This window comes from Collinsella sp. i05-0019-G5, assembly GCF_042851345.1.
Classification (GTDB): Bacteria; Actinomycetota; Coriobacteriia; order Coriobacteriales; family Coriobacteriaceae; genus Collinsella.
The window spans coordinates 1,255,962-1,278,367 of record NZ_AP031421.1; the positions used below are offsets into that span (position 1 = coordinate 1,255,962).

A 22,406-nucleotide genomic window follows, 5' to 3' on the forward strand; every position below is an offset into this window, starting at 1 on the left:
GTGGCCTTCGAGCACTACATATATACCGGGACGACCCGCCTGCGCTGCGGCTACACCACGGGGAGCTGCGCCGCGCTCGCGGCGAAGGCGGCCTGCGAGATGCTCTTGTCGCGAAAGCCCGTCGGCCGCGTGTCGATCGTCACCCCCGGCGGGCTGCCCGTCGAGGTGGACGTGGTCGACGCATGCATCGGCGAGGGGTGCGCCCAGTGCGCCGTGCGAAAGGACGCAGGCGACGATGCCGATGTGACCGACGGCGTGCTCGTGTACGCGCGCGTGGAACATGCGGGCTCGGGCGCGGGCGCTGCGGGCAGCAAGGGCGTGCCCGCGCGCGAATCGGAAGTTTCCGTCGATGGCGGCGTGGGCGTGGGGCGCGTGATGTTGCCCGGGCTCGAGCAGCCGGTGGGGGCGGCCGCCATCAACGCGACGCCGCGCGCGATGATCACTTCGGCGGTGCGCGAGGTGTGCGCCGCGCACGGCTTTTCTGGAAATATTGCTGTGACGATTTCGGTACCCGAGGGTGTTGCCCTTGCCGAAAAGACCTTCAACCCGCACCTGGGGATAAAGGACGGCATCTCCATCCTGGGCACGACGGGCATCGTCGAGCCGCGCAGCCTCGCTGCCTTGCGCGACAGCATCGAGCTCGAGATCCGGCAGCATGCGGCTATGGGGCGGCGCGGAGTCGTGCTCACGCCCGGCAACTACGGCGCGCAGTTCATCTCGGGGCATTTCCACCTAAACGGTGCGCCGGTGGTCTTTATCTCCAACTTTGTGGGCGATGCGATTGATTGCTGCGTTCGCGAGGGATTTACTAATGTCCTTCTTGTGGGACACATCGGCAAGTTGGTGAAGGTCGCGGGCGGCATCATGGACACCCATTCGCGTACCGCCGACTGCCGCGCGGAGATTCTGGCCGCCCACGCGGCCTTGGCCGGCGCGGGCGCGAAGACCGTGCGTGAGATCCTGTCGTCGGTCACGACCACGGCGGCGCTCGAGGTAATCGAGGCCGCCGGCGTGGGGGACGCTGCGCGCGCCTCGCTCGCTGCGGCAATCGAGGACAGGTTGCGCCGCCGCGCGGCGGGCGCATGCGACATCGCCGCGGTCGTGTTCGACGCCGAGCGCCGCGAGCTTTTCCGCACGTCGGGCGCCGATGCAGTTATCGGGAAATTGGGGGCGACGTATGAGTAAAGGCGTTCTGTACGGGGTGCGCCGTGCAATCGGCTGGCCGGGGACGAAGGTGGTCATGAAGGCGCGCCGCTCGCTTGCGGACACGAAGCGCTTCCTTTGCGAGGAGGGTGCCTTCGACGGTGCCGAGCTTGTAGAGGACTGTGGGCTTCCGGGCGAGCGCGTGTACCGCTCGCTCGACGATGTGCCCGATCGGGGCAGCTACTTCTCGACGATGGTGGTGCGCTAGATGAGGGTTTCCTGCATAGCGTTCACTGAGAGGGGGTATGCGTTGGCGGTGCGCACCGCACACGCGCTTTCCGATTGCGCACAGACAGGTGAAGACGACCCTGGCTGGGACGTTTCCGTTTCGCGCGGGTTCGGCGAGGGGAAGGCCGACCTGCGCGCATGGACGGCGCTCGCGTGGGAAGCGTCGGACGCGCTTCTGTTCGTGGGCGCGGCGGGCATCGCCGTGCGGGCGATCGCGCCGCATGTCGCTTCGAAGGCAACCGATTCCGCGGTTGTGGTGATTGACGAGGCGGGGCGCTTTGCCGTCCCGCTTTTGTCGGGGCATTTGGGCGGTGCGAACGAGCTTGCGCAAACTGTGGCCCGCGCGGTAGGGGCCATCCCCGTCATCACCACGGCGACCGACGTCCGCGGCGTGTGGGCGGTGGATACGTGGGCGCGCTGTGCGGGGCTCGCCGTTTCGAATCCCGAGGCCATCAAGCGAGTGTCGGCGCGGCTGCTTTCGGGCGGGCGCGTGGCACTCTATTCCGACATGCCGATTTCGGGACAGCCGCCTGAGGGGGTAGACATTGCGTCCGACCGCGCTCGGGCCGATATCGTCGTGTCGCCGTTCGCTGGCGCGAATGCAGGCGCGTTCGTTCGCGCGGCGGAGACAACGGACGAGGTCGTGCCCGCCGGTGAGACGGGGATGCCGGCGGGCATGCGGGTGCAGGCGCCTGCGCCCGAGCCGCTTCGCCTTGTCGTGCCCTGTATCGTTGCGGGCATAGGGTGCCGTCGCGGTGCGTGCGCCGAAGCGATCGGGGAGGCGTTTCTTCTCGCGTGCGGGCAGGCGGGCATCTCGCCTTTGGCCGTGCGCGAGGCGGCGACGATCGACGTGAAGGCGCACGAGGAGGGTCTGCTCGCCTTCTGTCGCGCGCGCAATATCCCGCTTGCGACGTATTCCGCAGAGGAGTTGTCGCAGGTCGAAGGCAGCGTTTCGCCATCTGATTTCGTGCGCGCGACGGTGGGGGTCGACAATGTGTGCGAGCGCGCGGCGCTCGCGGGCGGGGGCAAACTTATCTTCCCGAAGCTCGCTCACGGCGGCGTGACCGTCGCGTTTTCCAAAGTATCTATCGAACTTTCGTTTAAGGAGCGGTGATGGGAAAGCTCTTCGTGGTGGGGATCGGCCCGGGCGGCCCCGACGGCATGACGATTGCGGCTCGGCGCGCGCTCGAGGCGGCCGACATCGTTGTTGGGTACACGAAATACGTGGAGCTCGCGCTTGCCGCCGTGCCCGACGCGGCGCATCTCGCGACGCCGATGATGCACGAGGTCGAACGGTGCCGTCTGGCGCTTTCGCGCGCGCAGAGCGGAGAAGCCGTGGCGCTCGTGTGCAGCGGTGACGCGGGCGTTTACGGCATGGCGAGCCCCGTGCTGGAGCTTGCGGAGGACTACCCCGATGTAGACGTGGAAGTTATCTCCGGGGCCACCGCGGCTCAGAGCGGGTCGGCGGTGCTCGGCGCCCCGCTTGCCCACGACTTCGCGGTCGTGTCGCTCTCCGACCTGCTCACGCCGTGGGAGGTCATCGAGCGCAGGCTCGCCGCCGTGGCGAGCGCCGACTTCTGCATCTGTTTGTACAACCCGCGCAGCAGAAAGCGCGCCGACAGGCTCTCGCGCGCGGCGAAGATTATGCTCGAATGGAAGGCCCCCGACACGCTCTGCGGCTGGGTACGCAACATCGGGCGCGAGGGGCAGCAGTCGGGCATGTGCAGGCTCTCCGAGCTGGGGGAGCTCGACGCCGACATGTTCACCACCGTGTTCGTCGGCAACGCGGACACGAAGCGCGTAGGCGGCCGTATGGTCACGCCGCGCGGGTATCGGGAGATTCCATGCGAAAGGTAACGATAATCGGGGCGGGGCCCGGAAACCCCGACTTGCTCTCGCGCGCGGCGCTCGACGCGATCGACATCGCCGATGTGGTCATCGGCGCTCATCGCGCGCTTGCCGGCATCGACGTGCCGCCCGACGTGGTGAGATGCGAGCTCGTGAAGACGGCGGACATCGTCGCCGCGCTCACCGATGCGGCGTCGTGGCAGCGCGCCGTGGTCGTGATGACGGGCGATGTGGGGCTGTTCAGTGGCGCGCGCCGCCTGGTGGAGGCGCTCTCCGGCGACGCGCAGGTGGACGTGCGCGTCATTCCCGGCATAAGCTCAGCGTCGTATCTCGCCGCGCGCCTCGCGCGTCCATGGCAGGATTGGCGCTTCGCGAGCGCTCACGGCGTGGCGTGCGACATCGTGGCCGAGGCCGAGCGCGCAGGTGAACTCTTCCTCGTCACGTCGGGCGGGGAAGACCCCTCGCGGCTTTCGGGTGAGCTTGTGCATGCGGGCTTCGGGGACGCGCGCGTGACGGTGGCCGAGCGCCTGTCGTACCCCGAGGAGCGCATCACCTGCGCGACCGCAAGTGAAATTGCAGGTCAGACGTTCGACGACTTGAACGTGATGCTTATCGAGTTCGCAGGCGGCGCCGGCTCGCCCGCGGGTTCTAGCGTAGCCTCTGAGGCGCCTGCCGGTGCGTCTGCGCCCACGGCGGCTTCTTCCGCGGCGGACTCTGCGGGCGCATCCCGCGCCGCGAGCTCCCGCTGGCCGTACGCTTCCTCGGGCATTCCCGACGAGCTCTTCATCCGCGGCGACGTTCCCATGACCAAGCAGGAGGTGCGCGCCGTCGCGCTCGCGAAGCTGCGCCTTACCGCGACCGACACCGTGTGGGACGTCGGCGCCGGCACGGGGAGCGTGTCGATCGAGGCGGCGCTCGTCGCGCGAGTGGGGTCGGTATGGGCGGTCGAGCGCAACGCGGCCGGCGTGCGGCTCATCCGAGAGAACGCGGATGCATTCGGCTGCGGCAACGTGCATGCGGTCCCCGGTGTCGCCCCCGAAGCGCTCGCGAAACTGCCCGTCCCCGACGCCGTGTTCGTCGGCGGGAGCGCGGGTGAGCTTCCCTCCATCGTGGAGGCGGCGCTCGAGAAAAACTCGCAGGTTCGCCTGTGTGTGCCATGCGTCACCGTTGAGACGCTCACCGAGGCGTGCGCGCTCCTCTCGGGTTCGCGCTTTAAGGGGTTCGAGGCGTGCCAGGTGTCGGCCGCCCGCGCCGAGGCTGTAGGCTCGCACCATCTTATGAAGGCGCAAAACCCCGTGTTCCTCGTCAGCGCGCGTGGTGCAGGTGGGGAAGGCGGCGCCCGGTGAGCACGACCATCCCGCGCTTCATGGTCGCTGCGCCCTCGAGCGGGAGCGGCAAGACGGTCGTTACGTGCGCGCTCCTGCGCGCGCTCGCACGCCGCGGCCTTGCATGCGCGGCCTTCAAATGCGGCCCCGACTACATTGACCCGCTCTTTCATCGTCGCGTCGTGGGTGCGCGCTCGGGCAACTTAGACGGCTTCTTCACCGACGCCCCGACGCTGCGCGCCCTGCTCGCACGCGGCGCCGCGAGTGCGGATGTCGCGGTGCTCGAGGGGGTCATGGGCTTCTACGACGGCATGGCGCCCGGCGTGGCCGACGCGAGCAGCTACCAGGTTGCGCGCGACACGGAAACGCCGGTCGTTTTAGTGGTGAACGGGCGCGGGGCGTCTTTATCGCTCGCCGCCGTAATCCGCGGCATCGCCGAGTTCCTGCCTTGTGCGAACGTGCGCGGCGTCGTGTTGAACAAGACGAGCGCCGCTGCCTGCGCCTACGCGGCGCCTGCGATCGAGAAGCACACGGGCGTCGCGGTTTTGGGGAATATCCCCGCCGACGAGGCGTTCTCGCTCGAAAACCGGCATCTGGGGCTTGTGACCGCCGACGAGGTCGAGCAGCTCTCCGCGCGCATCGACAAGATGGCCGAGCTGGTGGAAAAGACCGTCGACGTCGACCGCTTGCTCGAAACAGCGGCGACGGCACCCGATATCCGCGAGGAACCTTACCGGTTGGAGCCGATCGCGGGAGCGCGGCCCATCGTCGCCGTCGCCCGTGACGAGGCGTTCTCGTTCTACTACGAGGAGAACCTGCGCGCGCTCGAGGACCTGGGTTGCGAGCTGGCCTTTTTCAGCCCCTTGTGTGATAGTGAGTTGCCCCGGGGGACAAGCGCCCTCTATCTGGGAGGCGGCTACCCGGAGCTCCATGCGCGGCAGCTCTCCGAGAACGCGCCTATGCGCGAGGCGGTGCGGCGCGCGGTGGAATCCGGCATGCCGACGGTCGCCGAATGCGGTGGGTTTCTGTACCTGCAGCGTGAAATCGCCGATAGCGAGGGGCGGCGCTGGCCTGTTGCGGGCGCCCTTGAAGGCGCAAGCGAGAACGGGGGAAGGCTGTCCCATTTCGGGTACGTGGAGCTCACTTCCCAACGCGACGGGCTCTACGGGCCGCGCGGCACACGCATCCGCGCGCACGAGTTCCACTACTGGCAGTCCACCTGCCCGGGCGGCGACTTCTGGGCGCAGAAGCCCCGGCGCGACAAGGGCTGGCCGTGCATGACGACCACCCCGTCCCTGGTTGCGGGCTTCCCGCATGTGTACTATCCTGCGAACCCCGACGTTGCGCGCACGTTCGCGTCTGCCGCAGCGTCGTTCGCAGAGAGGAGACGGCATGGCTGAAGCAACCGAAACCGCGTTGGCCTGCATCCGCGAGGAAGTCGAGCGCGCGTTCTCGTCGGCGCCGGGCGCCGTGCTCGAAGCCGCGCTCTCCCGGATCGCGCCCGCAGACGAGTGCGCCCGCGCCGCCGCGTACGCCGAGTGGGACTCCATCGCGCATCCCTTGCGGGGATTGGGCGACTTTGAAGACGCCGTCGCGTGTATCGCCGCGGCTCAGGGGAGCGCCGAGGTGGCCGAGTTTCCCCGTGCACTCGCGGTATTCTTCTCCGACAACGGGGTCGTTGCCGAAGGCGTGTCGCAAAGCGGGCAAGACGTGACGCGAGCCGTCGCGCGCAACATGTGCGAGGGGGCCACGAGTGCCTGCCGCATGGCGGCGTTCGCGGGTGCCGAGGTCGTGCCCGTCGACGTGGGTATGGCCCGGGGCATAGAAGACGCGCGCATGGTGCGCGCGAACGTGCGGCGGGGGAGCGACAACATCGCGCACGGCGCCGCTATGTCTCGCGATGGGGCCGTGCGCGCAATCGAGGTCGGAATCGCCGTCGCGTGCGGGCTTGCCCGCGCCGACGTGCGCCTTCTCGTCGCGGGCGAGATGGGCATCGGCAACACGACCACCTCGGCGGCGGTGGCCGCAGTGCTCCTCCGGGCGGACGCGCGGAGCCTCGTCGGGCGCGGCGCGGGGCTCTCGGACGCCTCACTCGCGCGCAAGCGCGACGTGGTCGAGCGCGCTATCGACGCGAACTCGCCCGATCCCGCCGACCCGATCGACGTGCTCTCGAAGGTGGGCGGCTTCGACATCGCGGCGATGTGCGGCTTCTACCTGGGGGCCGCGGCCTCGAAGGCTCCGGCGCTCCTCGACGGGGTAGTATCCTGCACGGCGGCCCTGTGCGCGGCGCGCCTGTGCTCCAACGCCTTGGGCTACCTCGTGGGCACCCACGCATCAAGTGAACCCGCAAGCCAGGAGCTCCTTCGCGAGCTCGGCATAAAGGCACCCCTCGACGCAGGCATGCACTTGGGCGAGGGCGCGGGCGCCATGGCGTATCTGCCCCTTCTGGATTCGGCGCTGCGCGTGTACCGGGATGGGAAGACGTTCACGGCGACCGGCATGGCTGCTTACGAGCATTTCGAGGCCTGGAAATGACGGTGACGCTCGTTATCGGCGCCGCCGCGAGCGGCAAGAGCGCCTACGCCGAGTCCCTGTGCCTCGGGCACGACGGGCCCCGCGTGTACCTGGCAACGATGGAGCCCTTCGGGGAAGAGGGCGCCCGCCGCATCGCGCGCCATCGGGCGCTGCGCGAGGGCAAGGGGTTTTCCACCCTCGAGCGCACGCGTGACGTGGGCGCCGCAGTGCCCGGGCTTCCGCGCGGCTGCACGCTTCTTTTGGAGGACGTGGGCAACCTGGTTGCGAACGAGCTCTTCCCGGAAGGCGGCTTGCCCCCACGTGACCCCGACGCTGCGGCGCGCGAGGTGCTCGGAGGCATCGAACGGCTCGCTCAGGCCGCTGTGCATACGGTGGTGGTCACCGTCGACGTGTTCGCCGATGGGATGCGCTACGATGAGGGGACCGAGGCGTGGAGGCGCGCGCTCGCGCGCGTGAACGAGGGCGTGACGGCGATGGCCGACCGCGCAGTCGAAGTGGTATGCGGGATTCCCGTGTGGATGAAAGGCGAAGGACCTACAAGGTGAAGATAGCAGAGGCAATCGGCGCGGCGTTCGGAACGTTCTCGCGCATCCCCGTCCCGAAATCGGCCTGGACCGATTTCGGGTCAACCCATGCGCTTGCCGCGTTTCCCCTGGTGGGCCTTGCGGAAGGCTTCCTCATGACGGCGTGGGGGTACGTGGCTAACCTGCTTGTCGTGCCCGCGACCATCGTCGCGGCCGTGCTCGTGGCGCTGCCTGTGGCGGTGACGGGTGGCATCCACCTAGACGGGCTCTGCGACACCTCCGATGCGCTTGCAAGTTGGGCCCCGCGCGAGCGAAAGCTCGAGATCATGCACGACCCGCGGGCGGGCGCCTTCGGGGTCATCGGTGTTGTCGTGTACCTTATTCTGCAGTTTTCCCTGTTCACCGCGCTGCCGCTTACGGCGGGGGCGTTCCTCGCGCTTCTGTGCTCGCTCGTGTTCTCCCGCGCGCTTTCGGGGCTCGCCGTTGAATGCTGGCCTGCCGCGCGGGCGGACGGCATGGCCGCGGGACTCTCGCCTTCGAAGAAGCGCGCGGCGATCGTCGTGCCGCTTTGCGCTTTCGCTGCGGCTTCGGCTGCAGGGATGGTCGCGTGCGCTCGGGCCGTCGGCGCCCTTATGGCGGTGGCGGGGCTTTTGGCGCTCGCGTGGTATCGCCATGTTGCCCTGTCCCGCTTCGGCGGGGTGACGGGGGATTTGGCCGGATGGTTTCTGCAATGGGCCGAGCTCGCGATGCTTGCCATGCTGGTGGCGGGGGGCATGCTCCTATGATGCTCGTGGTAGGTGGCGCGCATTCGGGGAAGAGGACCTTCGTGCGCGAAAAGCTCGGGTTCGCGGCGGACGATTTCGTCGACGCGGCGCAGCTTGCGGAGGGCGTCGTGCCCGCGGTTTTTGCCGGCCGTGTCGCGTACCGTGCTGAGGAACTCGTACGCACGCTCGACGCTGACCGGGCGCTCGAGCGGCTGATTGGCTTCGACGCAGTGATTCTGACCTTGGTCGGCTCGGGGGTCGTCCCTATGCGTGCGGAAGACGCCCAATGGCGCGAGCGCGCGGGGCGCCTGGGATGCGCGCTCGCTGCGCGCGCCGACGTCGTCGTGCGCATGACGTGCGGGATTCCCCAGGTCATCAAAGGAAACCTTGCCGATGCGCCTCGAGGGACGCTGGGCGCGGGCGCGCCTTTGGAAGTCATCTTCGTGCGCCATGGTGCCACGGCGGGCACGGAAGACCATCGCTACAGCGGGGCGGGCACCGACGAGCCCCTGTCGAGCGCGGGCGAGCGCGCTTTGCGCGACCTCGCGTGCGATCGTGACGTGTTCCGTGTTATCACGAGCGGCATGGCCCGCTCCGACCAGACGGCACGCATTCTCTTCCCGAACGCGGAGCTTATGGCGTGCCCCGGTCTGCGCGAGATAGATTTCGGCGACTTCGAGGGGCGAAGCGCCGCCGAACTTAAAGAGGATGCGCGTTACCGCGCCTGGGTAGACTCCTGGTGTGAGACGCGCTGCCCGCATGGCGAGGGCAAGAGCGATTTCACCCGCCGCGTCGTCGCGGCGTTTCGGGAGGCGTGCGAATCGGAGCGCGCCCAGGGGAGTGGGCGCGCCGTCTTCGTCGTTCACGCGGGTACCGTGAAAGCGCTGCTCTCCGAGCTAGCTGTCCCGAAAATGGGATACTTCGACGTGCATACCGAGCCGGGTGGTGCATGGGCCGCCACCTGGGATGGGCGCTGCCTTCGCGACGTTCGGCCCGCTTCGGGGGGCGATGCCCGGTGATGACGATTCTTGCCGTCGCCGCCGGGTTAGCGGCCGACCTTGCCTTCGGCGACCCGCGCTGGCTTCCCCATCCCGTCGTCGCCATGGGGCGCGCGATCACGTGGGCCGAAGGCCGCCTGCGGGGCGCATTCCCGCAAACGTCCGCGGGCACGCGCGCCGCAGGGCTTGTGCTCGCCGTGGCGCTTCCGCTTGCGTGTGGGCTTTTGACCTGGGGAATCCTGCATCTTTGCGGCATGGTTCACTCCGGCTTGCGCTTCGTGGCCGAGGCATGGGCAAGCTATCAGATTCTCGCGGCATGCGAGCTTCGCCGCCAGAGCCTGGCCGTGGCCCGCGCGTTCTCGAAGGGCGGCCTTGTCGCGGCTCGCGAAGCCGTCGGGCTCATCGTGGGACGCGACACGTCTGTTCTCGACGAGCAGGGCGTTGCGCGCGCCGCCGTGGAAACGGTGGCGGAGAACGCGAGCGACGGCGTCATCGCGCCGCTTTTCTACCTTATGATCGGGGGTGCGCCCTTGGGCATGGCGTACAAGGCGGTGAACACGCTCGACAGCATGGTGGGCTACAAAAATGAGCGCTACATCGACTTCGGCTGCGCCTCGGCGCGCCTCGACGATGCGGTGAACTGGATTCCCTCGCGCTTATCGGCCCTGCTCATGATCGCCGTGTGCCCGATCGTCGGGCTCGACGCGCGCGGGGCGGCGCGCATCTGGCGCCGCGACAGGCGTCGCCATGCGAGCCCCAACTCGGCGCAGACCGAGTCAGCGTGCGCGGGCGCGCTCGGGCTGCGCCTGGCGGGACCCGCGGTGTATTTCGGCAAGCTCGTTGAGAAACCGACGATAGGCGACGTGTCCCGCGAAATCGAGTGGGGCGACATCGCCCGGGCGACAAGGCTCATGCTCGCCGCGTCCGTATGCGCGCTCGTCGTCTTCGGCGCCGCGCGCGCGGCGGTCGTGCTTGTCGTGGGGGCGATGGTATGAGGGAAGACCACGCCGCGTCCCGGGCTGCCGGGGGAATCCTGCGCGCCCGTGCGCATGGGGGCAGCCGGCAATCGCTCGGCATCGCTTGCGAAGGGGGCGCCTCCGACCTCATCGACTTCTCGGTGAACGTGAATCCGGCAGGCCCATCGCCGCGCGCCGTCGCCGCAGCTTGCAAGGCGCTTTCTCGAATCGACGCCTACCCCGATAGGGAAAGCCTCGCCCTCGTTCGTGCCCTAGCGCGCACCCAGGGCATTCCCGAAGATACTATCGTCTGCGGCGCGGGCGCGTCCGACATCATCTGGCGGCTCGCTGCGGCGGTGCGCCCGAAACGCATCGTCGTGTGCGCGCCGACGTTCTCTGAATATGCGGAGGCGGCATCTTACTACGGCGCATGCGTGCAGGAGTTCCCGCTCTCCGAAGCGGACGACTTCGACGTGCCTGCCTCCTTCGCCCGCGCGATCGAGGGGCCGGGAGACGTGGCGTACCTCTGCAATCCGAACAACCCGACGGGGCGCCTCGTCGACCCCCGCGTGATCGATGCCGCGGCTTGCCGCTGCGAGCAGGCGGGCGCGCTGCTCGTCGTGGACGAGTGCTTCCTCGGATTTGCGCCCGACGCCCGCGAAAGGAGCGTGGCCGCACGCGCCGCGTGTTTGCGCCATGTGGCCGTGCTCTCCGCGTTCACCAAGCTCTACGGTATGGCGGGGTTGCGGTTAGGATATCTGATCAGCGGAAACGCCCAACTCCTCGAGGGCATTCGCCGGGCGGGGCAGGCGTGGCCCGTCTCCTCGGTCGCCGAGGCCGCGGGTATCGCCGCCCTGGAAGACGTCGAATACGTCTCGCGCACGCGCGATGTATTGGCGGGCGAGCGAGCGTGGCTTTCCCACGAGCTCTCCTCGCTCGGGCTTTCCGTCGTGCCGTCGGATGCGAACTTCCTTTTAGTCCGCACGCCGGCGAAAGACATCCCCGAGCGCCTGTATAAACAGGGGGTTTTGGTCCGCACGTGCGACTCGTTTTCGGTACTGTCCCGTTTCTGGTGCCGCGTCGCGGTGCGCACGCGCAAGGAGAATGCCCGGCTTGCGATGGCGTTCAGCCGCGCGCTTCGGGCGGAAGGCGCATCGGGCGAAGGCGAACCCGACGAACGGGGCTGCGCTTCTTGCAGCGGCGCTATGGCGGGCGCGTATGGCCGAGGCTCGACGAAGGAGGTCGATACCCGTGGGTAGGGCGAAGCCCATCATGATCCAGGGCACCATGTCGAACGCGGGGAAGAGCCTGCTTGCGGCGGGGCTGTGCCGTGTGCTTTCGCAGGACGGCCTGCGCGTGGCTCCCTTCAAGAGCCAGAACATGGCGCTCAACAGCGGTGTCACGGCCGACGGGCTCGAGATGGGGCGCGCCCAGATCATGCAGGCCGAGGCGTGCAGCATCGCGCCCGACGTGCGCATGAACCCCATTCTGCTCAAGCCCGAAAGCGGCCACCGAAGCCAGCTCATCGTGGCCGGCAAGGAGCAGGGAGCCTTCGCTGCGAGGGACTACTTCGCGCGAAAGAAGGCGCTCATGCCGCAGATTTTGGAGGCGTTCGATTCGCTCGCGGAGGAAAACGACGTCATCGTTATCGAGGGCGCCGGCAGCCCCGCCGAAATCAACCTTGCCGAAAACGACATCGTCAACATGGGGCTCGCGCGCGCCGTGTCCTCCCCCGTGCTGCTCGCGGGCGACATCGACCCAGGCGGGGTGTTTGCCCAGCTTTACGGCACGGTCGCGCTCCTTGCGCCCGAGGACCGCGCGCTTTTGCGGGGGCTTGTAGTAAATAAGTTCCGCGGCGATGTAGAAATCCTGCGCCCGGGTTTGGCCCCGCTTGAGAAGATGTGCGGGGCCCCCGTCGTGGGGGTCGTGCCGTATCTTACGCTCGACCTGGACGACGAGGACTCGCTCGCGCCGCGCCTATCTGCCCGCGAGGCGCGCGGCGTCATCGATGTCGCCGTCGTGCGCCTTCCGCATCTGTCGAACTTCACCGACTTCGACCCGCTTTCGCGCGTGCCCGGCGTAGGCGTGCGCTACGTTTCCTCGACGACCGATCTGGGCCGACCCGACCTGGTGGTGCTCCCCGGCTCGAAGACCACGCTCGACGACGCGCGCTGGCTTGCGGCTAGCGGCATCGGAGCCTGTGTACGCGCGCTTTCGGGTGCGGGCACGCCGGTGCTCGGCATATGCGGAGGCTACCAGCTTTTGGGTGACGAGCTTTCCGACCCGCACGGCAGGGAAGGCGCTGGCACCGCGCGCGGGCTCGGGCTCATCCCTGCAAGTACGGTGTTCAGGGAGGAAAAGCGCCTCGCCCAGTCGGAGCTGCGCATCACAGGCGCCCAAGGCGCGTTCTCGGTGTGGAACGGCATGACGGCTCGCGGGTACGAGATCCACGACGGCGAAACGATCGTCTCCTGCGCCCCTGCGGGCACGATTGGCGGCAAACCAGAAGGCGCGGCCTGCGGAAACGTGTTTGGAACCTATCTCCACGGCCTGTTCGACGAACCGGGGGTGGCGCTCGCCCTCGCGCGCTCGCTCGCGCGCATGCGTGGCCTGCCCGAGAGCGTCGTGGGTGCTCCGGGCGCGGCGTCCGCGGCCGATCACCGTGCGCGCGAGTTCGACCGCCTGGCCGACTCCGTGCGCGGGGCGCTCGACATGGAGTATGTCTACCGCATTATCGAGGAGGGCGTATGATCCACGTGTATCATGGCGACGGCAAAGGCAAGACCACGGCGGCGATGGGCCTCGCCCTTCGCATGCTCGCCGCAGGCCGCCGCGTCGTCGTCGTGCAGTTCCTGAAAGACGGCGAAAGCGGGGAGGTGCGCCTGCTCGCCGAGCATTTCGGCGTGCCCGTGTTCGCGGGGAAGGCGTCGGACAAGTTTACCTGGTCCATGACGTCGGAAGAACTTGCCGCGACGCGCGAGCTGCACGATGGGAACCTCGCTTCCGCGCTCGCCGAGCTCGAGGGCGCGCAGGAGGGGCTGCTCGTGCTCGACGAGGCGCTCGACGCGCTTTCGAAGGGGCTTGTCGACGAGGCGCTCGTGGACCGCGCGCTCGATATGTCCGCGCGCGGCGTCGAAGTAGCGCTCACCGGGCGCGCGCCTTCCCGCAAGATCGTGGAGAAGGCTGACTACATAACCGAGATGCGGTGCGAGAAACACCCCTACTCTCAGGGGATATGTGCAAGGGAAGGAGTGGAGTACTAGATGGATTCCAAGGAGATGGCGCCCGGCGACATCGAGCGGCGCAGCTTCGAGATCATCACCGAAGAGCTCGGCGGCCGCACGTTCCCGCCGCTCGAAGAGCCCGTCGTGAAGCGCGTCATCCACACCACTGCCGACTTCTCGTACGCCGATTCCCTCGTGTTCACCCATGATGCCGCGCACTGTGCGCTCGACGCACTGCGCGCAGGGGCCACGGTGCTCACCGACACGAACATGGCGCTCGCAGGCATAAGCAAGCCCGCGCTCGCGAAGCTCGGCTGCAAGGCCGTGTGCTACATGGCCGACCCTGATGTCGCCGCAACGGCGCGCGCCGCGGGCACGACTCGCGCCGTTGCGAGCATGGACAAAGCTTGCCGCATCGAGGGTCCGCTTATCGTGGCCGTCGGCAACGCTCCCACAGCACTTCTGCGCCTCGCCGAGCTCATGGACGCGGGGAAGATCGCGCCCGCGCTCGTCGTTGGGGTGCCGGTCGGGTTTGTGAACGTGGTCGAGGCGAAAGAGGAGCTACTCGCGCGACGCGTGCCGGCCATCGTCGCGAGGGGTCGCAAGGGCGGCTCGACTGTGGCAGCCGCCATTATGAACGCGCTGCTCTACCAGATCACGCGCACGGGTGGCGCGAAGTGACGGCCCCCGCATCCGCGCCGGCGCTGCGCATCTTCGCCGGCACCACCGAGGGCCGCCTTCTGTGCGAATGGGCGAGCGGGGCGGGCATCCCCGCCCGTGCCTACGCGGCAACCGAGTACGGAGGAGAGCTTTTGGGCGAGCTTCCGGGCATCGAGGTGCATGCGGGCAGGCTCGACGATGCCGACATGGAGCGCGAGCTTTCCGGCGCGCGCGTCGTCGTCGACGCCACGCACCCCTTCGCTACGCTCGCAAGCGGCAACATCCGGGCCGCTTCGCTCGCCGTGGGTGCACGATGCCTGCGCCTTGCGCGCCCGGTCGAAGCGTTGCCCAAAGGCGTCGTGCCGGTCGCGTCGATCGCCTGCGCGGCGCGCTTTCTCTCCGAGAACCCGGGTCGCGCGCTTCTCACGACGGGGAGCAAGGAGCTTGCTCCCTACACGCGCGTCGCCGATTTCGCGGAGCGCTTCTTCGTGCGTGTGCTCCCGCTGCCCGGTGCTATAACGAAGTGCATCGACGCGGGGTTTTCGCCGTCGCACGTCATCGGCATGCAGGGGCCCTTCACCCGCGAGCTCAACGAGGCAATGCTTCGGCAGGTGGGCGCCCAGTGGCTTGTGACCAAGGACTCGGGAACCGTAGGCGGCACGGCCGAGAAGCTCGCCGCCGCGCGCAACGTGGGAGCGCGCTGCATCGTGGTCACCCGTCCCGCCGAGGGAGGCGGGGCCCTTTCGCTTCGGGAAGTGGAAGACGCGCTCTTACGGGAGTTCGCGCGCTAGGCGCTCGCCGCGCCTAGCGCGCCCTCCCACCCGCGAGGAGGAGCGCCCCGAGCAAGCTCGACCCGTATAAGCCCGTCATCCGCCAAAAGCTCGAGCACGACGCCCGGAACTGGCGCAAGCAGCCCTTCAATAAGTTGCGGTGAAATAGTGTCTGTTTTTGCTGCTAGATAGCGTATTCAGTCCCTAATTCACCGCAACTTGTTGGTGGTGGCTTACTGGTAGCGTAGGCACTCCACCGGGTCGAGCTTTGCCGCGCGGCGAGCGGGGTAGAAGCCAAAGATTACGCCGATGCCGACGGAGACGGCGAAGGCCAGCAGCACCGTGGCGATTGAAAAGCTCGGTGTGATTTGCCCGCTGGCACCGAGCTCGCCAAGAATCCCTGATCCTGCGGCAAACATCGCAAGAGCCCAGGCCAGCAGATAGCCAATCAGGACACCCAGCAGACCGCCGGTGATGCACAATGCCGAAGACTCGGCCAAAAACTGGGCGGTGATATCGCGACGACTGGCGCCCAGAGCGCGGCGGATGCCGATCTCGCGGATGCGCTCAGTCACGTTGGTGAGCATCATGTTCATAATGCCGATACCGCCGACAAGCAGCGAGATGCTGGCGACAGCACCCATGATGAGCGAGAACGCGCCCATAAAGGAGTTGAGCGCATCGATGGCGCTTTTCATGGAGGTCGCCGATACGCTGTCGTACTCATCATCCTCCGCGATGCCCTTCATCGCGCGCACCTTGGACTCGATGGTCTTACAAAGCTCATCCATGTCCGTGCCCTCGGCGGCGAGTGCCGTCACGCTGGGGAATGAAGGATTCTCGTCGCCAAACAGCCCGGAGATGGTTTCGCGTGGCATATACAGCGTGAGCGAGCCCATGGAGTCGCTGCCGCCGTCGATAACGCCGACAATCTGCACCTCGCCGTTGGACACCTTGATGGTTTTCCCCAGCGCATCCTGTTCGTTGCCGTAAAGCTGATCGGCGCCGCCGCGGCTGATGAGCGCCACGCGCGAGCCTGATTGGGACTCGGCCTGGGAATAGGTACGCCCCGCAACGAGCTTGCCGGCCCCCACCGCGTCGAGCATGTCGCTATCGACGCCCTGCGCCATGACGGTATAGCTTTTATCGCCGGTCTTGTACTCGGTGTACGCGCTGTCGACAATTCCGATCTGCTCTATCTGCGGCACCAGTTTTTGAAGCTTCTCGATGTCCGACTCGGTGAGTTCTTGCGACGAATAGATTTGCACCATGCGTGCCGCATTGAGGCCCAGACTGTTGACCAGGCTGTTTTGGATGCCGCCGATGAGCGAAGTCATGGCGATAACCGAGGCGATGCCGATGACGATGCCCAGGATGGTGAGCAGACTGCGCCCCTTGTTTGCCTCGAGCGAGTGAAGGGCTTCCTGGATGAGATCGCGGGCGCTCATGCCATCGCTCCTTTCGGCGGGTTGGCGGAGGCGGAAATTATGGGCAGGCTATCTACGGCGCTGCGCAGGGTCCGTGGTGCATGTGGAATATACGCGCCGTCGTGAATGCGACCGTCGCGTATGGTCACGGCACGGTCGGCCTCGGCGGCGATGCCGGGGTCGTGTGTGATAAGAACGATGGTTTTGCCGCGCTCCTGAAGTCTATGGAAGGTCTCCATTACAAGCGCTCCGGTGGCGGAGTCAAGGTTTCCCGTCGGCTCGTCGGCCAGAATGATGGGCGGGTCATTGACGAGGGCGCGCGCGATGGCGACGCGCTGCATCTGTCCGCCCGAGAGCTCTGATATGCGGTGGTCCCAGTGGTCGACCGGCAGCGTGACGGCCTGTAGCGCGTGCACGGCGCGCATTTCGCGCTGGCTACGGGGCACATTGGTGTAGGCCAGCGGCAGCATGACGTTTTCGATAACCGACAGGCGCGGCAGCAGGTTGAAGCTCTGAAAGACAAAGCCAATGCTCAGGGCACGAACTTCGGTGAGCTCGTCATCGTCAAGCTCGGCCACGTTGAGCCCTTGCAGGTAGTAGTCGCCCGCCGTCGGCTTATCCAGGCAGCCTAGGATGTTCATGAGCGTTGATTTGCCCGAGCCCGAGGGGCCGGTAATGGCGACGAACTCGCCGGGATCTACCGCCAGGCTCACGTTGTGCAGGATGTGGGCGCAACCTGCCTCGCTCTCAAAGATGCGGTGCACGTTGCGGATGTCGATAACGGGACGCATTACATGTCCTCATCGGCAGACATACTGCCCGAATCCGCGCTGTAGCCGCCGTCAGCCGTTGCGTCCGCTCCGGTGTCCATGACGAGGGTGTCACCATCGCGCAGCTTGGTAACCGGCACGTTGGGGTTGATCTCGTTGCCCTGGTCGTCGCGCTTGACCTGTGTCTTGCCGACTACGGTTTCGTTGTCGTTTTGCGTCACGACGGGCACCTTGACGCGGCGGGTTTGCTTGCCCTCGTCATCGGTTGCCACGTTGACGTAATAGTGTTCGCCGTCTTCGGTCATGAGCGCCATCGTCGGCACCATCACCACGTCGTCGAGCTGCTCGGTCACCACCGAGACCTCGGCCGTCATGCCCGGCTTCAGGCGCGCGTCGGGCGCCTCGATGAGGATGTCGACGTTAAAGGTCACGCTGCCGCCGCCGTTGGCGGCGTCGGAGTTTGCCACCGACGCGATAGCCGTGACGGTTCCCTGGCTCACGATATCGGGAAACGCGGGATACGTGACGTTGGCGCTCTGCCCAACGGCGATCTTGGCGATGTCCTTTTCGCCCACCTGCACGGTCACCTTCATCTTGGATAGGTCGGCGATCTGCATGCACTGCTTGCCGCCGCTCGTATCGCTTTCGCCCATGATCATGCCGCCTGTTACCGTTGCGCCCACCTTGGCGTTAAGCTCCACGATGCTACCCGAGCTCGGGGCCGTGACCGTGCGACTGGCGGCCTTGGCGTTCGCCTGGTCTAGGTTTGCCTGGGCCGAAGCGAGGCTGCGCTGCGCGGCCGATACGGCGTTCGTGTCCGCTGATGCGTCAGAGACGCCAGCCGCTGCGGAAGCTCCCTCGACGTCCGTCGTTGGGGTGGCCTGCGCGGCAGCTGCGGCTTTCTGCGCGTTGGCGAGGTCTTCCTGAGCGGCTGCAACTGCACGCTGCGCCTCGGCAACGTTGCGATCGAGCTCGTCGTTTTTAATGGTCATAAGCATGTCGCCCTCGTTGACGGATTGGCCTGCCTGCACGTTGATCGAATCGACCGTGCCGTCGACAGAAGGGGAGACCACTGAGGACGAAATGGGTTTGAGCTGGCCTTTCGCCTCGACCGTTGTGGTAAACGTGCCCTCGGTCACCATGTCGGTCACAGGCCCGCTAGCGCTCTGAGGCTGCGCATTGATAACCAGGGTTGCGACAATGGCAATGAGCGCGATGGCACCTACGACACCGGCAGCAATACCGCGTCGAATCAGCTTTTTGCGTCGGCGCTCGGCACGTTTTGCTTTGAGATTGGCATATGCCTCTTCATCGGAAATCTCGGCCGTATCGTTCGTGCGTCCGTTCTGCTTATTGACATGTACGTCTGTAATCAGAGGAATCGTTTCGGTGGCACCTTCGGGCGTGCGCTCGGTATCATCCGGGCCCGGGGTGATCGTGGGGACATTCGGCATAGCGTCTCCTTTATAGAAAGAACCTCGATAATTATATGCGCCCACCGGTTGGGGCGGGCGCATAGGACGGTTTCTTTCGGAACTGTTAGATTGGTCGCAGCGGTTCCACGTTGTAGGAATGCGCGCGTTGCACTACGAGTGGACAACCACGCACAGGCCGACTTTGATGCAGTCGTGAAGTGCCTTGGCGTCTGCCAGGCGCAGGTTGATGCAACCGTGGCTGCCGCACCACTTGTACGACTCGGCATTATCGAAGCTCTTGTCGTTTTGCCAGGTGGCGTCGTGGAAGCCGATCATGTTGCCCTCAAACGGCATCCAGTAGCTCACCGGGCTCTCGTATTTGGGCTTACCGGTCTCGGGGTCCTTGGCTCCGATCAGGGTGCTGCCGCCGTCGTTGCTGTTGATCTGCCACACGCCTTCGGGGGTGGCGTCTTCGCCCGGTTTGCCGGAAATAAAGTTGGCCTCCCAAACGATATTACCGTTCTCGTCGTAGTAGCGCGCGTGCTGCTCGGACAGATCGACATCGATGTATGCCTTCCAGTCGGGCTCTCCCTTTGCAGTAAAGGTGTCGGCCTTCTGGGAGTACTTGATCTCGATCTCGCCGGTCTGCTTGTTGTTAATGGCGTCCTCGACCTGCTTGGCGAGCGAGCTGCTGTCGATGGACCAACCAAAGTCGCCGCCTTCGACGGCGCACTGCTTGCCATCGGCGCGCGTCCACCAGCGAGTGGAGCCAACGGTATTAAAGCCATTGGCGAGCTCGGCTGCCCAGCTACTGATCTGCGACGTATCGAGCGTGGGGTTGGCCGGATCGGCAAAGCTGATCCACTGCAACACGGAGCTGCCATCAACCTTTCCGGCATCCTCGCCGTTGAGCTTAAGGGTCACGTTGACGCCCAGGAAGTTGTTGGCGGCATCACATGCAGCCTGAATCTGATCATCGGTCAGCGTTCCATTGAGCGGCTCATAGGCATCGTTGCCGAGCTTGGAAAGATCTACGGTTTCGGCCAGCGAGGCAAGCTCGAGCTCGGCATATTTAATGACATGCTCGCGGTTGAGTTTTTCGTTGGAGCGCGCCTTCTCGACGGTAAACTTGCCGGCCTGTTCGTCATAGGAGCTATTGGCCTCGAACGTGCCCGAACGGCCCTCGTTAAACTCGTCGATGGCGGCGCCCAGATCCTTCTCAAACTGCTTTTGGTTAAAGGTGTCGGAGAGCATGGACAGGTCGACGTCTTGATCAAGATCGACTTCGTTGGAGGTGGCGGTTGCTTTGGTCTTGCCGCTTAAGGATTCCACAAGGCGGACCGGCCATACAAAGGCTTCGTTGTGGCTGATGATTTCTTTTGCGGCAGCTTCGCCGTCGACGATGGGCTCATCGGACTCGGGCTGATAGGTCCAGCTAAAGTCATCGCCTGTCACGGCGAGCTTATAGTGCTTCCATGCCGAATTGACCTTGGTGGCGGCAGACGAAGCGTTGGAGAACGAGACGTCGACGCCGGCGATGGTGGTGTTGGGGTAGGCTACCTGCGAAAATGCTACGACGCCTACGATATAGACAATGACGATTAGACCCAGGACGACAAAGAGCGTCGTCTTTTTGCCCGACTTATTGTTGCCGGCGGACTTGCGCGCGGGCCCGCGATCGCCTCGAGCGTGCGTGGGGGGCTGCTTGGGCGCATTGCCGTTTGCCCGGCGCTGCTGACGTTGTTGACGCTGCTGTCGCTGTTGGTTCGGGTGTTGGGAAGCGTTTGCTGCACTACGCTGCTGACCGTGGCTCGGCGCGATAGGACGCGGCGACTGAACGCTGCCGGTGTGCCTGCTCGGCTGCTGCGGATCGGGAATCAGTTGAGTTCGATCGTTTTGCGACATCGTATGCATATCCTTCGATTTTCGCCTTGCGGTTCATCGTGTTTTTACTGGGCTTGCATTATAGCGATTGCCCTGCTGTTTGTGGTACGGAAACGGTGGCATTCAAAAGAGGTGGGACATTTGTCCCACCTTTGAGTCGTTCTTTGCCGCTATCCGCACACACCGCATTTTGCACAGGCCGAAAGTGCGGCCGGAGCCTGCGCGATGCCGCCCTTTGCCGTCTCGCGCAGCGTGGCCGGCAACGCGTGACCCACCGAGAGCATGACATGTGCCATCTGGTCAAACGGCACCAGGCTCTTAATGCCTGCGAGGGCGAGTTGTGCCGAGCTAAAGGCCGCTGCCACGCCGATGGCGTTGCGGTTTTGGCAGGGCACCTCCACGAGGCCACCGACGGGGTCACAAACGAGGCCCAGTAGGTTACTCAGCGCGATGGAACTGGCGTCAAGCGCCTGCTCGGGCGTGCCGCCGAGCATCTGCACCAGCGCGGCGGCTGCCATGGCGGCGGCGCTTCCGACCTCGGCTTGGCAGCCGCCCTCGGCGCCGGCAACGCAGGCGCTTGTGGTGAGGTTGAGGCCGATGGCGGCTGCGCAGTAGAGCGCGTCCATGACTTGCTCGTCGTCGAGCTGAAGGTGATCGGCGAGCGCCAGCACGCAGCCGGGCACAACACCCGCGGATCCTGCCGTCGGAGCTGCGACGATTACGCCCATGGTGGCGGAGCGTTCGAGCACGGCCATCGCGCGGGCCACAGCTTCGGTCTGAACGGGGCCCATCAGGTTTGCACTCAAATCGTTGCGGCCGGTGGCTTCGACGAGCTTGGCCTCGCCGCCGATAAGCCCGCCGAGCGAACGCTGCGGATTGGCGATGGGGGCCGTGGTCTCCTCGCGCATGACGTCGAGCACGCGGCGCATGGCGGCGACGGCGTGCGCCTCGCCGGTCAGGCGCGCCTCGCGCACGGCCATAACGGCGCCGATGCTGAGCCCCAGTTCCTCGCACGCATCGAGCAGCTGCTCACCGTCGTCGAAGATCTCCTTGGCCGAGACGCCGGGAGAGAGCGACGAGGCAGAACCGGGGAGCTCGATAAACGTTGCGTAATCGACATTGTCGAGCTTGCGTAGCATGGGGACGACGGTGTCGTCGGGCGCGCCGTCGGTCTCAAAGACGGAGTAGGCCTGGCCGCCCACCTCGGTGCGGTAGGTACGGCAAAACGCGATGTTTACATGGGCGTAGGCGAGCAGGTTCGTGAGCGCGGCGAGCACGCCGGGAACGTCCTTGTGCGCCACGAAGAGCGTGGAATACATACCCGAGATGTCGACGCCGACGCCGTTAATGCGGCTGATGCGCATCTTGCCACCGCCCAGGCTCTCGCCGCGAACCTGTGCCGTGGCGCCCGTGTCGTCGACCATGTCGATGTCGACGGTATTGGGGTGAATAGAGGCGTCGTCGCCCTTGATGTCAAAGTGATATTCGAGGCCCTGCTCGCGTGCGAGGTCGAAGGCCTGCTTGATGTTCTCGTCATCGGTGTCGAGGCCCAGGATGCCCGCGACGAGCGCACGGTCGGTGCCGTGGCCGCGGTAGGTGTGGGCGAAGGAGTTCCACAGCCCAAAGGTGACTTTGGTGATGCGGCCTTCCAGCAGGCTGGCGGCAACTTGGGCGCAGCGCAGGGCGCCGGCGGTGTGTGATGAGCTGGGGCCGACCATGACGGGGCCCAAGATCTCGAATGCCGAGGTCGTAGCTAGTGTTTGCGGCTTGCCTGCCATGGGTGCTCCTGTTCTATCCCGTCGTTCCGAGGACTTTGGTATTTGGTCGCCTGCTCTACAGTCCTGGCTCGCACGGAGGCCACATTAAGTGGCCTCC

The 22,406-nt window shown here is 66.1% G+C and carries 21 protein-coding genes; 16 read left to right on the top strand and 5 right to left on the bottom strand.

The annotated features are described in order from the left end of the window. The 16 genes from cbiD to cobK are packed head-to-tail and all read left to right on the top strand — an operon-like array spanning position 1 to position 15,056. On the top strand, positions 1-1,185 hold the full coding sequence (gene cbiD / locus ACGHIZ_RS05730) for a cobalt-precorrin-5B (C(1))-methyltransferase CbiD (protein ID WP_390449836.1): 1,185 nt from the start codon (positions 1-3) through the stop codon (positions 1,183-1,185). Next, positions 1,178-1,411 (top strand): hypothetical protein, encoded by a 234-nt coding sequence (locus ACGHIZ_RS05735; protein ID WP_187359579.1) that lies wholly within the window; start codon positions 1,178-1,180, stop codon positions 1,409-1,411. Before cbiD ends, ACGHIZ_RS05735 begins: the two co-directional genes overlap by 8 nt. Continuing rightward, positions 1,412-2,545: a cobalamin biosynthesis protein gene (locus ACGHIZ_RS05740; RefSeq protein WP_161144933.1), complete on the top strand. Its 1,134-nt coding sequence runs from the start codon at positions 1,412-1,414 to the stop codon at positions 2,543-2,545. It abuts the gene before it with no gap. After that, complete coding sequence (gene cobJ, locus ACGHIZ_RS05745; RefSeq protein WP_138374713.1) at positions 2,545-3,288, top strand: precorrin-3B C(17)-methyltransferase; 744 nt, start codon at positions 2,545-2,547, stop codon at positions 3,286-3,288. Before ACGHIZ_RS05740 ends, cobJ begins: the two co-directional genes overlap by 1 nt. After that, positions 3,276-4,625, top strand: a complete 1,350-nt coding sequence (cbiE, locus tag ACGHIZ_RS05750; protein WP_138374712.1) for a precorrin-6y C5,15-methyltransferase (decarboxylating) subunit CbiE — start codon at positions 3,276-3,278, stop codon at positions 4,623-4,625. Before cobJ ends, cbiE begins: the two co-directional genes overlap by 13 nt. Continuing rightward, positions 4,622-6,004, top strand: a complete 1,383-nt coding sequence (locus ACGHIZ_RS05755) for a cobyrinate a,c-diamide synthase (protein WP_390449840.1) — start codon at positions 4,622-4,624, stop codon at positions 6,002-6,004. The genes cbiE and ACGHIZ_RS05755 overlap by 4 nt, the downstream gene beginning before the upstream one ends. After that, on the top strand, positions 5,997-7,139 hold the full coding sequence (locus tag ACGHIZ_RS05760; RefSeq protein ID WP_138374711.1) for a nicotinate-nucleotide--dimethylbenzimidazole phosphoribosyltransferase: 1,143 nt from the start codon (positions 5,997-5,999) through the stop codon (positions 7,137-7,139). Before ACGHIZ_RS05755 ends, ACGHIZ_RS05760 begins: the two co-directional genes overlap by 8 nt. After that, on the top strand, positions 7,136-7,684 hold the full coding sequence (locus ACGHIZ_RS05765; RefSeq protein ID WP_138374710.1) for a bifunctional adenosylcobinamide kinase/adenosylcobinamide-phosphate guanylyltransferase: 549 nt from the start codon (positions 7,136-7,138) through the stop codon (positions 7,682-7,684). Before ACGHIZ_RS05760 ends, ACGHIZ_RS05765 begins: the two co-directional genes overlap by 4 nt. Further along, positions 7,681-8,448: an adenosylcobinamide-GDP ribazoletransferase gene (gene cobS / locus ACGHIZ_RS05770; protein WP_161144930.1), complete on the top strand. Its 768-nt coding sequence runs from the start codon at positions 7,681-7,683 to the stop codon at positions 8,446-8,448. Before ACGHIZ_RS05765 ends, cobS begins: the two co-directional genes overlap by 4 nt. Next, positions 8,445-9,446 (top strand): histidine phosphatase family protein, encoded by a 1,002-nt coding sequence (locus tag ACGHIZ_RS05775; RefSeq protein WP_138374708.1) that lies wholly within the window; start codon positions 8,445-8,447, stop codon positions 9,444-9,446. Before cobS ends, ACGHIZ_RS05775 begins: the two co-directional genes overlap by 4 nt. After that, complete coding sequence (cbiB, locus tag ACGHIZ_RS05780) at positions 9,446-10,420, top strand: adenosylcobinamide-phosphate synthase CbiB (RefSeq protein WP_390449844.1); 975 nt, start codon at positions 9,446-9,448, stop codon at positions 10,418-10,420. The genes ACGHIZ_RS05775 and cbiB overlap by 1 nt, the downstream gene beginning before the upstream one ends. Beyond that, complete coding sequence (locus ACGHIZ_RS05785) at positions 10,417-11,640, top strand: pyridoxal phosphate-dependent aminotransferase (RefSeq protein ID WP_390449846.1); 1,224 nt, start codon at positions 10,417-10,419, stop codon at positions 11,638-11,640. The genes cbiB and ACGHIZ_RS05785 overlap by 4 nt, the downstream gene beginning before the upstream one ends. Next, positions 11,633-13,132, top strand: coding sequence for a cobyric acid synthase (locus ACGHIZ_RS05790; protein ID WP_390449849.1), 1,500 nt, complete (start codon positions 11,633-11,635; stop codon positions 13,130-13,132). The genes ACGHIZ_RS05785 and ACGHIZ_RS05790 overlap by 8 nt, the downstream gene beginning before the upstream one ends. Then, a complete protein-coding gene (locus ACGHIZ_RS05795) occupies positions 13,129-13,644 on the top strand; it encodes a cob(I)yrinic acid a,c-diamide adenosyltransferase (protein WP_390446600.1) in 516 nt (171 codons plus the stop codon). The genes ACGHIZ_RS05790 and ACGHIZ_RS05795 overlap by 4 nt, the downstream gene beginning before the upstream one ends. Beyond that, positions 13,645-14,286 (top strand): precorrin-8X methylmutase, encoded by a 642-nt coding sequence (locus tag ACGHIZ_RS05800; RefSeq protein ID WP_390446603.1) that lies wholly within the window; start codon positions 13,645-13,647, stop codon positions 14,284-14,286. After that, positions 14,283-15,056 (top strand): precorrin-6A reductase, encoded by a 774-nt coding sequence (gene cobK / locus ACGHIZ_RS05805; protein WP_390446606.1) that lies wholly within the window; start codon positions 14,283-14,285, stop codon positions 15,054-15,056. Before ACGHIZ_RS05800 ends, cobK begins: the two co-directional genes overlap by 4 nt. 212 nt (positions 15,057-15,268) lie before the next feature. Here cobK and ACGHIZ_RS05810 read toward each other — a convergent pair whose 3' ends face one another. The 5 genes from ACGHIZ_RS05810 to sdaAA all read right to left on the bottom strand — a co-directional run bounded on the left by ACGHIZ_RS05810 (position 15,269) and on the right by sdaAA (position 22,309). After that, positions 15,269-16,483 (bottom strand): ABC transporter permease, encoded by a 1,215-nt coding sequence (locus ACGHIZ_RS05810; protein ID WP_390446609.1) that lies wholly within the window; start codon positions 16,481-16,483, stop codon positions 15,269-15,271. After that, positions 16,480-17,253: an ABC transporter ATP-binding protein gene (locus ACGHIZ_RS05815; protein ID WP_390446612.1), complete on the bottom strand. Its 774-nt coding sequence runs from the start codon at positions 17,251-17,253 to the stop codon at positions 16,480-16,482. Before ACGHIZ_RS05815 ends, ACGHIZ_RS05810 begins: the two co-directional genes overlap by 4 nt. Beyond that, entirely contained in the window at positions 17,253-18,686 is a 1,434-nt protein-coding gene (locus ACGHIZ_RS05820) for an efflux RND transporter periplasmic adaptor subunit (RefSeq protein WP_390446615.1), read from the bottom strand. The genes ACGHIZ_RS05815 and ACGHIZ_RS05820 overlap by 1 nt, the downstream gene beginning before the upstream one ends. Before the next feature lie 132 nt (positions 18,687-18,818). Further along, complete coding sequence (locus ACGHIZ_RS05825; protein WP_390446618.1) at positions 18,819-20,552, bottom strand: L,D-transpeptidase; 1,734 nt, start codon at positions 20,550-20,552, stop codon at positions 18,819-18,821. Positions 20,553-20,701: 149 nt separating this feature from the next. Continuing rightward, a complete protein-coding gene (gene sdaAA / locus ACGHIZ_RS05830; RefSeq protein WP_390446620.1) occupies positions 20,702-22,309 on the bottom strand; it encodes an L-serine ammonia-lyase, iron-sulfur-dependent, subunit alpha in 1,608 nt (535 codons plus the stop codon). Between the last annotated feature and the right edge of the window lie 97 nt (positions 22,310-22,406).